The organism is Chloroflexus aurantiacus J-10-fl, assembly GCF_000018865.1.
Classification (GTDB): domain Bacteria; phylum Chloroflexota; class Chloroflexia; order Chloroflexales; family Chloroflexaceae; genus Chloroflexus; species Chloroflexus aurantiacus.
The window spans coordinates 591,128-603,247 of sequence record NC_010175.1 but is presented as its reverse complement, the minus strand read 5'-3'; the positions used below and the strand labels follow the sequence as shown (position 1 = coordinate 603,247).

Genomic DNA, 12,120 nt, shown 5'->3' with positions numbered 1-12,120 from the left:
CGATATAACCGCTCCCGGTATTTTCTTTGCGCCGGTTGCGATCACTACGGTTTGCTGAGGTACGCCTTTTCCCACACCTGATCTGAAATCTGTTTTTTCATGACTCGCCTGTTCCGCACGATATTTCTGGCTGCGTTTGAAGCAACGGTTGTCGGGTTGCCGTTCCTGGCGCTGACGACCATTGCCTTGTCGTGGCCGGGGCTATTCAGCGCCGTCGTGCTGGGACGGGTGGCTGATGAGGTCGGGAGTCGTCTGCGCTGGCCGTTTAATCGCTCGCTGCTCGTGCTGGCGCCAATAGTCGCGGCAGCCTGGCTGAGTTGGTTGACGTTCGGCCTCGATCCGCTTACATTGCTCGCAGCGTTGCGTCCCGGCCAACCCCAAAGCGGCCCGATCTACCTGGCAGTGCTGGTTGCATTCTTTTTGGTCTGGCGTGGTGTGCGACTCGCTGACCACGACAGTGCTACTATTTTGACCCTGGCCGGACGTGGTGTGATCGGTGCGGTACTGGCACTCATCCTCGGTCCACTGTTGCGCGCAGGTGAAGCGGTTAGTAATGATCTGCTGCTGGTCTACATCATTGTCTTCGTGGGCAGTGGTCTTGCTGCGCTGGCGCTGACCCACGTTGTTGAGATGACATCCGATCAGGCTCAGTCACTGGATGCAAGGTGGAGTCTTCTGCTTTTGGGCGTAATCGGTGCCGTGCTCGCTCTTGGTCTCAGTTTAGCCGCTCTCCTGAGCGGTGATCTGGCCCTTGAAGGAATGATCGCGCTTTTGCAACTGCTCCTCTTGCCGTTTGCACTCATCGGTGCCGCACTTGTCTATCTCATTACCGTTGTCTTTGGTGATGTGATACGTGCGCTCCTGGGGGTATTAGGCCGGGCACTGGCTCAGATGAATCTCCGTCCAGAGCCACCACCAACACCCGATACCGCAGTGGTTGATGATACTGCTGCAGAGACAGTTGTCGCCATTGCCCAACAGGCAACCTTCCTGCTGGCACTGATCCCACTGGTAGCACTGGTTATCATCATCGTGCTTTGGCGACGACGGCACCGTCGTTCGGTGACCGATGAAGAACGTCAGTCGCTTGACATCGGGCAGAGTTTGATTGCCGACCTCCGCGATCTGTTTGGTTCGTTCCGGCGTCCCTTCCGGCGACACTTGCACGGCTTGCAAGCCGCACTGGCTGCCTTGCGAGGGGCAGACGCGGTATCGCGTGTGCGGCGAGCGTATATTCAGGCACTGCTCGCCCTGGAAGCTCAGGGCTGGCGACGCCCACCAGATCAGACACCGTCCGAATGGTGTACACACGTCTCATCGGTGCTGCCCGACCAGCAGCCATTTATCGATCTGACCGCGACGTATGAACGGGCACGCTATCGACCAGATGGGGTTGACGCCGATGAAGCTGATGCCGCCGAGCGTTCGTTACAGGGACTGCGTACATCACTATCATCACAGCGTGCGCAATAACTGTACCTGCTGTGACGTAGCTTCAGCGCCGGTATGGTTCTTCGGTATTCTGAGCAGTGATGCGATCCCGGAATGCCAGCCCACGAAGCTGGCGTAATGTCGGATGAGTGCACCGTTTCGCCCTGGGAGCGCAAGCCGCTGGTTCGTATCAGAATGCATTCCTCTTCCGATGCTCTCACCCGCCAAACCGTCCGTGTCTGCGCTGTATGGAGTGTGGCGGCACGGCTTCCGCACGCTGCAACCCGGAAGCACATCGTGCAGCGTGCGGAAGGAGTGTTATCCGGCAACGTGCTCTCGATAACGCCTACTCCACAGTCACACTCTTGGCCAGATTACGCGGCTGATCGACATCACACCCGCGCAACACGGCAACGTGATAAGCAAAGATCTGCAACGGTATCACATTCAACACCGGTTGGAGTAGTGGTAATGTCGCCGGTACCCCGATGAAATGATTCGCCTTTGCCGCCAACAACTCATCACCCTCGTGACCGATTGCAATCACCTGGCCGTGACGCGCACGCACCTGTTCGACGTTACTGATCATCTTTTCGTAAATGTGGTCGCGGGTAGCAATGCAGACAACCGGCATACCCTCATCGATCAAGGCAATTGGCCCGTGCTTCATTTCGCCTGCCGGGTAGCCTTCGGCGTGAATGTAGCTGATCTCTTTGAGTTTGAGCGCGCCTTCGAGCGCGATTGGGTAGTTGATTTGACGACCCAGGAAGAGGGCATTGCCAACCCGATAGTAGCGCTCGGCTAACTCGACACATACAGGCGTGACTTGCTCGATCACCTGCGCCGCCTTCCCCGGCAATTCCACCAGCGCCTGAATATGTTCCCGAATCTGGGCCGGTGTCAGTGTCCCGTGCGCCTGCGCCAGACGTAGTGCAAACAGGTAGCCTGCAACCAGCATCGAGGTAAAGGCTTTGGTCGAAGCGACCCCAATTTCTGGCCCGGCGTGCAGATAGATCGGGCCGCCATCGGCCAGCCGGGCGGCCTGACTGCCGATGGCATTAACGATTGCTACACTGGGAACGCCCTGTCTGCGTGCCTCTTCCATGCCGGCCAGCGTATCGACTGTTTCACCGCTTTGCGTGAAGGTAAGAATCAGCGCATCGCGCTCACCATTGCTCTGCAATATCGGCTGGCGATAGCGGAACTCGCTGGCATAGTCGACTTCAACCCGCACTCGTGCCAGATTCTCAATCATAAACTTCGCCACCAAGGCGGCGTGCCACGCCGTACCGCACGCGATAGCGTAGATACGACGGACCCGACGTAAGTCCTGATCGTCGAGGCGGAGGTCTTCGAGCGTGATCAGACCACGCTCCTGATCGATCCGTCCGCGCAACACATCCATCAGCGCCCGTGGTTGTTCATCGATCTCTTTGTGCATAAAGTGGCGATAATCACCTTTCGCTGCCGCCACGGGGTCCCAGGCAATACTGTGTACTGCGCGCGTAACCGGTGTACCATCGAGCCGGGTAATCGTTACCTCGTCACGCCGGACAACGGCAATGTCATGGTCTTCCAGAAAGATCAGATTGCGTGTGTAATCGAGGATAGCCGGAATATCGGAAGCGATAAACTGTTCGTTGTCGCCAAGCCCAATCGCGATGCCACCGGCGTTGCCCAGGCGCGCTGCAACCAGCGTGTCCGGCTCGTGAATACAAAAGGCGACAACCGCATTGCCACCGCGTAGTTCCTGCAACGCCTGACGTGTGGCCGCGACCAGATCACGCTGCTCTTGATAGTAATGTCCAATCAGCTTTGCAATCACTTCAGTATCGGTCTGCGACTCAAACTGGTACCCCAATTCGATCAGACGCCCCTTCAGGCTTAGATAATTCTCAACAATCCCATTTTGAATCACCACAATCGTGCCACTGGCATCACGGTGGGGGTGAGCATTTTGCTCGGTGACGCCACCATGCGTGGCCCAGCGCGTATGACCAATGCCGACCCGGCCACGCGGTGGATCGGCCTGCACCCGTTGTTGCAAATTGATGAGCTTGCCAACACTGCGACGCAACTGCAACCCGGCATCTGGATGGTAGATAGCGATCCCCGCCGAATCGTAACCCCGATATTCCAATCGTTGAAGGCCATTCAGCACAACTTCGGTCGCCTCACGTCCACCAATATAGCCCACAATACCACACATAGCAGAAACTCCTTCATAGTAAAGAAAGCAAAGACAATCCATAGCAGCCCATGGCAGCCGCCGCCTGCGACAGAGTGCAGCAGCCAGACCTGCTACCGTGAGCAGCATCCATAGCGAATATTCATGTCATCAGTGGGGGAATGGATAGTGGTGGGTCACTACAGACAACGTTGCCCTCACCGTCACCGGCAGGTATTGGTTTGTCTGTTATCGGTGGTGCCCTGCACCGGGGAGGCTTCCGCTGATCTCTCGATGTTCCGGGTCGTTCAGACCCGTTAGCTCCGGCTCGCGCCGGGAACCTCCCTCCTCGTCAACTTCGCTCCTCGCGAAGTCCATGCGCTTCAAAGCAGATTGTCTGTCGTTGTTCCCTCCTGGCCGTGCCCCCGCACAGCCCTTATCATCTTGATCATAGTGCCCGGAGTATACCATACTCCGGGCCACTTGCTAATGACAGTTTACTTATATAATCGCTAACAATCAGATCATCACACCGAGACCGATGAAAGCGAGACTGGTTGCCAGGACGATGGCCGTGGCGATCATGCGCGCCATCCGACCGTGTGCTGGCGCAGTTTCGGCCAGGGCCAGATTTGCCATCATCACACTGATAATGATGAAAGCAACCAGTGCCAGAAATGGAATCTTGACAAAACTCAGCACCCCCGGAATGTTAATGTAGTCAAACGCGCAGGGTACGGCGCCGGCACAGGGCGCGGGTGGGATAATCAACATCACCATCAGGTAGTGGTACAGCGCAACCGCAATTCCGGTGAGCGAGAGGGGTAACACGTACAGATAGACCTTACGATCATCGCGCCAGATACCGATGAAGAGGAGAACTGTCAGTGGGTACATCAAAATGCGCTGATACCAGCACAGCTCACAGGGAATCCAGCCCAGCACTTCACTGAAAAAGAGACTACCAACGGTAGCCAGCATTGCTGCCAGTAAGGCAATATGCCGACACGTCAACGTCAGCCAGTCGAGCAGGCTGGTCGGTGATGTTGTGGCAGTTAATTCCATTGATTGCGCACGATCCATCGTTATGCTCCGCGCTATGTGGTTTTTGTTCACTGGCAGTATTGTATCACGAGCAGGGATTGCTTGAAGTCATAGTTAAAAAAGCGTATACTATACTTATCTTCTGGCGGGCGGGTTGCTATCATGAAAGTGTAGCCAACTGATGGCAAGACGTTGGACTGTGACCCAAACCCGTTTGCTCGCCGACGTCGGCGCCTTACTCGTCTCATTAGATGGCATTGAGGCGCTGCAACAGGTTGCCCGCCACATAGTACCACTGCTAGGGGATTTGTGTGCTATCGTTATCCGCGATGAACGACAGCAGGTACGCCGGGTGGCTCTGGCCTGTGCCGATACTCGCTACCAGCACCTCGTCGAACATCTTATTCAACACTCATTGTTGATCGATCCCCATTCGATACCGGCTCGTGTCCTGGATAGCAGTCAACCACTCTTGCTTGCCGATCTGTCCGACGAATATTACGACGATCCGGCATTTTCCCCGTTGTACCGCGATATTCTGCGCCAAATCCGGCCACGTCATATTCTCGGTGTGCCAATGCGCGGGCATGGTATGACCTGTGGTGCGTTGGTCTTGACGATCACCGATGCCTCATCACGACGCTTTACTCCCAATGACATCGACCTGATCTGCGAACTGGCCCGACGCATCGCGATGGCAGTCGAGAATATTCTGCTGTATCGTTCCACTCAACGCCGGTTAGAGCAACTGCTGATGGTACAGCGGGTAGCAGCCCTGATTAATTCAACCTTGCAAACCGATCTGATTTGTCGGCTGGTTGTGCAACAATTGCACGATGTCTTTGGGTATCAGCTCGTCAGCATGTATCTGCTCCAGAACGAGGCGTTGCACTTACAGGCAGTTGTTGGCTATGACCGCCTCTTACCGGTTATTCAGTTGCACGAAGGGGTTGCCGGGCGGGTTGTGCGCAACGGGAGGGCTGAATTCGTGCGTGATGCGCAGCACGATCCCGATTTTCTGGAGGTAATGCCCGATACAAAGCAGTGCATTGCGGTACCGTTGCGCTACGAAACAGCCGAACCGGTTGGGGTCATTATCGTCGAGTCACAGGGTAATCCGGCGCTAGACGATGAGGATTTCTTTTTACTTTCACTGCTAGCCGATCAGATTGGGGTGGCATTCTTCAACTCGTTGTTGTTCGAGCGCCTACGCGATACGAACGAGCGCTTTCGCCTTCTGATCGAGCTGGCCGGTAATCTTGTGATCTGCCTCGATCCCGATCTCCGCATCACCGAATTTAACCGTATGGCAGCCCAAGTGCTGGCTCGTGCCCGCGAGGATGTGATTGGTCGCCCGTTCGCCACGACGCTGCTGAGTGAGGCTGAACGCCCCCTCTTCGCTGCCCTGGTACGCGAAGTCATTACCGGTCAGGAGGATCGTTCATTTGAAACCTCGTTTTGGGTAGATGGGCGAAAATGCTATGTCTTGTGGACGGTGACCTGTCGGCGACAAACGAATGGTACCATCGGGGAGTTGTTACTGGTTGGTCAGGATTTAACCGATCAGCGGGAAAAGACCTGGGCGTTGGTGCGTGATGAGCAGCGCCTTCAGGCGCTCGAACGCTTTGAGAGTATGGCAATCATGGCCGGAGGTATTGCGCACGATTTCAACAATCTGCTCAGCATGGTCGTCGCGCATGCCAATGCGTTACAAACAATCTATCCGACGGGAAACCCTGCCGATCAGCATATTCACCATCTCATCGAGGCTGCCCATCAGGCCGGTGATTTAGTCCGCGAATTACTATCGTTTGCTACCGGTCGGCAGACGGCGCTGCAACCGGTTGATCTCAATCACCTCATTCAGGAAACTATCTCTCTGCTACAATCCTCGCTTGGCCCTCATGTGCACATTCGCATTGGGTTAGAACCGAGTCTCCCTGCTGTGCTGGCGGATCCGGTACATATACGGTAGGTATTGATGAATCTGGTGATCAATGCCGCTGAGGCGTTGCCGGATCAGAGGGGTGAGATTTGTGTCCAAACCGGTCTGTGTGTGGTGACAGCCAGAATGCAGAGTCGGTTGATACGACAGCACCATTTGCTGCCCGGTCAGTATGCTATCCTGGAGGTTCGTGATAACGGGGAGGGTATCGATCCCGTTATTCGTCAGCGTATATTTGAGCCGTTTTTTACTACCAAACCGTATGGTCATGGTCTGGGTTTAGCCAGCGTCCTGCACATTGTGCAGCGGTACGGTGGTGGCCTGGAAGTTGATAGTCAACCCGGTCAGGGAAGTACCTTTACCGTTTGGATACCGGTGATGTCGTCCGTAACGACTGAAATGTTACCTGTTCCATCACCAACGAGCGCGGAATCTTACATTCTTGTCATTGACGACAACCCTGAAGTACGGGCACTCATCGAACGCATCCTGGTTCGTGCTGGTTATCGTGTGCTGGCATTTCACAATGGCAATGATGCGATTCGAGCGATCAGTGATCATCCTGTAGCCTGTGCGCTGATCGATATTACACTTGCCGATATGCATGGCTATGAGGTCTGTCGCCAGATTGCGGCAATGCATCCACATATTCCGCTGGCACTGGTCAGTGGTTATGCGGTGCAGGCAGAGAATCTGGTGGACGTGCCGGTAATGGCTACGTTGCAAAAACCCTTTCGCGCCAGTGAATTACTGGCGTTGGTGCGCAGGTTGCTGGAGAATACTGTTCACAAAGAAACACCCCCCTCTCACTCAATGGACACATAGTTATCATGCCGCGCACGTTTCAGCTCGCACGAGCATCCGGGTGCGGGTTTAATTTTCAGCTACCGATGGTTATGCCGCTGAAGCTCTGTCGACGTTCACATTGGTATAACCGCCAAAAGCAAGCAATTTGTCAGCTTTGTTTTATTGACATCCCCCATTGACAAGAGTATATTAGGTTGTCAGACAAATTTACAGGTGGCAAGGAGGGTTTTGGTGTCGGTTCAGCATTCGCAGCCTTTCAATCCAACTCACGAGCGCACCGACGGTGAGGTGTTTTCACCATCATTGCCCGGTGCTGTTGACTGGCCGGATCAAGTGGTTCATCCTCCGGCAGTGCAGCGTGGCACAGGCCGGCGTACCCGACGCAAGGTATCCCGTGGATGGTGGTGGTTGCTGTTAGTTGTATTGTCTGGCCTGGCGATTGTTGGTACAGGCATGGTGTTCCTTGATCGCTCGTATGCCGGACGGATTCTTCCCAATGTGACGGTGCGAGGCGTTGCGGTTGGAAATATGACCCGTGAGGAAGCACGAGCGGCGATTGAGGCCAGCTTTGCGCCTTTTCTGGCTCAGCCGGTTGTGCTAACCTACAGTGGTCGTTCCTGGACGCCAACGCTTGCTGAGTTGGGTGTTGCACTTGAAATTGACGAGGCACTCGATGCAGCGCTGGCGGTAGGGCGGAGTGCGAACCTCTTTACCGATCTCCAGCAGATGAGTGCGGTCTGGCAATATGGGATTGATATTCCCTTGCGCCTCTCTATCGATCAAGATGCGATGCAACGCTATCTGCTAGCCAGGGTGGCAGAGGTTGAACAACCGGCACGTGATGCCCATCTGATGTTACACGGCACGACGGTGGAAGTAGCACCGAGTGCAGTGGGGCGGCAGGTGCTTGTGGCTGAGACATTGCAAGAGATATTGTCTGCAATTCAGGATTTGAATCCTGATACAGTCGCATTGCGTACTCGTGCCCTTGAGCCATCACTTCGTGATGATGCAGCATTCCTCGCCCAGGATCAGATCGCAGCTCTCCTGGCAGGGCCGGTAACACTGCTGGTTGATAATCGTCCGTTTGTCTGGTCGCTCGATGAACTAGCGCGGATGATTCGCGTTGAGCGGATTTCCGATCCGATGGGCGACCGGCTGGAGGTGAGCGTTGATCATGATATGGTGATGGAAAAGTTGATCGCGCTCGGCGATTCAACTGAAGTCAAGGGTACCTATCCACGCCTCAACTGGAACGAAGGGAAGTTAGAGATTTTTCAACCGGGCAAGCCAGGTAAACGAATCGACGAAGCGCAGGCGCTGAATGCGGTGCTCGAAGCATTGAACAAACCGGCGGATCAACGCACGGTAACGGTAAACTTCCGCGAGATACCACCACCGGTCACGGCTGACAACCTCGATCAGTTGGGCATTACGACTCTGCTTGGAGTTGGCCGCAGCGATTTCACCGGTTCGGCACCCTACCGTGTAACCAATATCCAGGCCGGCATGCGCTTGTTGCACGGTATTCTCATTCCACCCGGTGAAGAGTTTTCATTCAATCAGACGATTGGTCGCATCGATAGCTCAAATGGCTTTGTTGAAGGTTATGCCATCATTCAGAATCGTACTCAGTTAGAGTGGGGTGGTGGGATTTGCCAGGATAGCACAACTGTCTTTCGTGCTGCATTCTGGGCCGGTTTGCCGATTACCGAGCGTTGGGGGCATTCATTTTATATTAGCTGGTACGACCGCTATGGGTTTGGTCCATACGGTGATGGCCCCGGTATGGATGCCACTATCTTCACCGGTGGCCCTGACCTGAAGTTTCTCAACGACACCGGTGGTTGGATTTTGATGCAGACAATGGTTGATACGCGGCGGAATCTGGCCGAAGTGCGGCTCTACGGTCCTGAGACCGGACGGAAGGTACTGTTAGAAGGGCCGGTGATCACCAATCGCACACCGCCACCGACCGAGCCGGTCTACGTTGCGGTTCCTGAGCGTCCGGTAGGCCAGCCACGGCAGAGCGATAAAGCACGCGGTGGAATGGATATCCTTTTCACCCGCATTGTACTTGGGCCTGACGGTAAAGAGATCGAGCGCCGTGAGTTCGTGACGCGCTTCAAGCCCTGGCCGGATATTTTTGAGTACAATCCCGCCGATCTCGGCCCTGATGGTAAACCATTGCCGACGCCGACACCGCCACCGGCAGAACCGATACCGGTGGAACAGCCACCGGTCGAACCGCCGACAGATGCGACAGGGTGAATTGTGTGGGGCAGGCTTCTAGCCTGCCCCAGTTTATTCCTTTACACGTTTACCAATAATAATTATAATTATTCGTGTACTACAACCGCTGAGTCAATTTGTACTCCCACCAGCGGCAGCGGAGCACCCCAGACATTGTACAGAGCCGGTGCTACGAGTTGTGGATCGCCTGTTGTGGCACAACGGATGGTACCGCTACCGGCGGGTACATTGATCTGTCGGGCAATCCGCTCGGTCTGAGCGGCAACTGCGGGGCCGGTATCGATAACGGTCACGTGCGATCCGGCACATGTCGCTATCAATGGCTTGAGTGGGGGAAAGTGTGTGCATCCCAACACGATCACATCAACCTCTGGCACCGTCGCCAGATGCTGCTCAATCAGGTTTCGGGTTTGATCACTCTGCAATTCACCGGCTTCAACCTGCGCTACGAGATCGGGGCACGCCAGAGGATAAACTTCAACCCCAGCCGCATAGGCCTGCACGAGTGAACGAAAACGATCACTGGCGAGTGTGCCGCTGGTTGCCAGAACTGCGACTTTTCCGTTTCGGGTCGCAGCCACTGCCGGCTTGACCCCCGGCTCCATGCCGACCACCGGTACCGGTAGCTCACGCCGGAGCAGCTCAATGGCTGCTGCCGTTGCCGTATTACAGGCTACCACGACAATGCGGGCACCCTGATCGACCAGCCAGCGCCCACACGCCAGCGCCCGGTCGCGAATTTCCGATAATGGACGTGGGCCATACGGACAGTAGGCACTATCGGCCAGGTAGAGCAGATCGGTGTCGGGCAATCGTTCGTGAATAGCACGCATAACCGATAGCCCGCCTAATCCTGAATCGAAGATGCCAATCATACCAGGAGATGATACTGTAGGTGATTATTCACGTCAGGAAGCCTGATGCGCATTCGTCGCTCGTTCACGGCACGTGTTGACGAAATCGGCAAACAGTGCCTGCCAGCGTGGTTCACTGCTATCCCAAAGATGTTCCGGATGGCATTGTACGGCCAGCAAGTAATGGTCATCGAGCGCTTCAAATGCCTCGATAATACCATCAGGTGCACTGGCAACCGCACGCAGACCAGGAGCGAGCTGCTTGATCGCTTGATGGTGCATGGTGTTGCAGCCGATGTCGGTCGTGTGCAGAACGGTAGCCAGTCGCGAGTCGGCGAGAATGTGTAAGGAATGGGTCAGTTCTGTCCAGGCTCTGGTACGGGTATTCGCTCGATGATCGATGGTGGTGGCAAGCTGCGAAGGTATATCCTGGTAGAGTGATCCACCCAGAGCCACGTTGATGACTTGCAGCCCACGACAAATACCCAGTAACGGTTTACGTTCGGCATGTGCCCAACGCGCCAGCGCAATCTCGACCGCATCACGCTGGCGATCTACCGCACCGAGCTTCGGATGGGGCGGCTCGTCATAATAGGCCGGATCAACATCATCACCACCGGGCAACAAAATACCATCACACAGGTCGTACAATCGCCGCACTGCACTCATATCATCGGTCAGATAGATGATGAGTGGGATACCGCCAGCCGCCTCGATGGCCCGCAGATAGGTCGGACGCACCGCCTGCAATTCGCGACCATCGGCGCTGGTACCACTATGCATGGTCGTAATACCGATAAGCGGACGATACTGATTGTTCATACAGCCTCACGGTGATCAGGCAGCACGACTCTGCCGGTGCGTATCGCTACAGCTTTGGACAAATGCCGCAAAAAGACCTTGCCAGCGTGGATCAACCGTAGCCTGAAGGGCTTCAGGATGGCACTGTACGCCAACAATAAAGTGCTGGCTATCACCCTCCAGAGCTTCAATCACCCCATCCGGTGCCCAGGCAACGGCACGCAAGCCGGGAGCAACCCGCCGCACCGCTTGATGGTGCAGCGAATTGATCATCAAGTTCGTTGTCCCCAGTGCCTGTGCCAACCGGGAGTCGGCGGCTATCGTGATCGAATGGGCCATGTATGTCCAGTCTTCACGCGCATACGAGAGGTTATGATCGATGGCTGTATCGAGTTGTGAAGGAATGTCCTGGTAGAGTGAACCACCAAGGGCAACATTAATCAACTGCACACCCCGGCAGATACCGAGCAGAGGTTTACCATCGGCAGCCGCCCAGCGTGCCAGCCGTAATTCCATCAGATCACGCGGGGGGTCAATCGCACCAAGGCGCTCGTGTGGTTGATCACCATAGTGATTTGGTGAAATATCGCCACCGCCGGCGAGGAGCAATCCATCCAGGCGGTCGTAGATCGTCCGTAGTGTTGCACTATCGAGGAGTGGTGGGATCAAGATCGGCGCTCCACCTGCCTGCAACACGGCGTCAACATAAGTTTGGCGATGTCCATAAGATGGCGGGCACCAGTCGCGATCACGGAAGGTGCCGCATGATATTCCAATCAGAGGCGTCATTTGTGCTTCCTCCGTAGTGAGGTTATGTC

General features: G+C 55.4%; 9 protein-coding genes. 4 read left to right on the top strand and 5 right to left on the bottom strand.

Annotation, left to right across the window (positions count from 1 at the left end; all coding sequences use genetic code 11):
• Window positions 1–99 precede the first annotated feature (99 nt).
• Complete coding sequence (locus CAUR_RS02385; protein WP_012256374.1) at window positions 100–1,473, top strand: DUF4129 domain-containing protein; 1,374 nt, start codon at window positions 100–102, stop codon at window positions 1,471–1,473.
• Between the two features lie 304 nt (window positions 1,474–1,777).
• On the opposite strand, the gene glmS is transcribed toward CAUR_RS02385, so the two are convergent.
• Both glmS and CAUR_RS02375 read right to left on the bottom strand, forming a co-directional pair.
• Window positions 1,778–3,640 (bottom strand): glutamine--fructose-6-phosphate transaminase (isomerizing), encoded by a 1,863-nt coding sequence (gene glmS, locus CAUR_RS02380; protein ID WP_012256373.1) that lies wholly within the window; start codon window positions 3,638–3,640, stop codon window positions 1,778–1,780.
• Between the two features lie 477 nt (window positions 3,641–4,117).
• Complete coding sequence (locus CAUR_RS02375; protein WP_012256372.1) at window positions 4,118–4,681, bottom strand: disulfide bond formation protein B; 564 nt, start codon at window positions 4,679–4,681, stop codon at window positions 4,118–4,120.
• A 142-nt stretch (window positions 4,682–4,823) separates the two neighbouring features.
• Between CAUR_RS02375 and CAUR_RS02370 the strand changes: the two genes are divergently transcribed.
• The 3 genes from CAUR_RS02370 to CAUR_RS02365 all read left to right on the top strand — a co-directional run bounded on the left by CAUR_RS02370 (window position 4,824) and on the right by CAUR_RS02365 (window position 9,665).
• Entirely contained in the window at window positions 4,824–6,617 is a 1,794-nt protein-coding gene (locus CAUR_RS02370) for a GAF domain-containing sensor histidine kinase (protein WP_012256371.1), read from the top strand.
• 6 nt (window positions 6,618–6,623) lie between these two features.
• Window positions 6,624–7,412 carry a response regulator gene (locus CAUR_RS21405; RefSeq protein WP_012256370.1) on the top strand — a complete coding sequence of 263 codons (789 nt, stop codon included), beginning with the start codon at window positions 6,624–6,626 and terminating at the stop codon, window positions 7,410–7,412.
• Window positions 7,413–7,625: 213 nt separating this feature from the next.
• Complete coding sequence (locus CAUR_RS02365; RefSeq protein WP_012256369.1) at window positions 7,626–9,665, top strand: VanW family protein; 2,040 nt, start codon at window positions 7,626–7,628, stop codon at window positions 9,663–9,665.
• Between the two features lie 68 nt (window positions 9,666–9,733).
• On the opposite strand, the gene murI is transcribed toward CAUR_RS02365, so the two are convergent.
• The 3 genes from murI to CAUR_RS02350 are packed head-to-tail and all read right to left on the bottom strand — an operon-like array spanning window position 9,734 to window position 12,091.
• Window positions 9,734–10,522, bottom strand: a complete 789-nt coding sequence (murI, locus tag CAUR_RS02360; RefSeq protein ID WP_012256368.1) for a glutamate racemase — start codon at window positions 10,520–10,522, stop codon at window positions 9,734–9,736.
• 33 nt (window positions 10,523–10,555) lie between these two features.
• Window positions 10,556–11,323 carry a gamma-glutamyl-gamma-aminobutyrate hydrolase family protein gene (locus CAUR_RS02355; RefSeq protein ID WP_012256367.1) on the bottom strand — a complete coding sequence of 256 codons (768 nt, stop codon included), beginning with the start codon at window positions 11,321–11,323 and terminating at the stop codon, window positions 10,556–10,558.
• A gap of 15 nt (window positions 11,324–11,338) precedes the next feature.
• Entirely contained in the window at window positions 11,339–12,091 is a 753-nt protein-coding gene (locus tag CAUR_RS02350) for a gamma-glutamyl-gamma-aminobutyrate hydrolase family protein (RefSeq protein ID WP_012256366.1), read from the bottom strand.
• Between the last annotated feature and the right edge of the window lie 29 nt (window positions 12,092–12,120).

Excerpts from the sequence above, each read along its gene's own strand:
- CAUR_RS02385 (WP_012256374.1), top strand. The coding sequence starts at position 100 with ATGACTCGCCTGTTCCGCACGATATTTCTGGCTGCGTTTGAAGCAACG.
- glmS (WP_012256373.1), bottom strand. The coding sequence starts at position 3,640 with ATGTGTGGTATTGTGGGCTATATTGGTGGACGTGAGGCGACCGAAGTT.
- CAUR_RS02375 (WP_012256372.1), bottom strand. The coding sequence starts at position 4,681 with ATGGATCGTGCGCAATCAATGGAATTAACTGCCACAACATCACCGACC.
- CAUR_RS02370 (WP_012256371.1), top strand. The coding sequence starts at position 4,824 with ATGGCAAGACGTTGGACTGTGACCCAAACCCGTTTGCTCGCCGACGTC.
- CAUR_RS21405 (WP_012256370.1), top strand. The coding sequence starts at position 6,624 with ATGAATCTGGTGATCAATGCCGCTGAGGCGTTGCCGGATCAGAGGGGT.
- murI (WP_012256368.1), bottom strand. The coding sequence starts at position 10,522 with ATGATTGGCATCTTCGATTCAGGATTAGGCGGGCTATCGGTTATGCGT.
- CAUR_RS02355 (WP_012256367.1), bottom strand. The coding sequence starts at position 11,323 with ATGAACAATCAGTATCGTCCGCTTATCGGTATTACGACCATGCATAGT.
- CAUR_RS02350 (WP_012256366.1), bottom strand. The coding sequence starts at position 12,091 with ATGACGCCTCTGATTGGAATATCATGCGGCACCTTCCGTGATCGCGAC.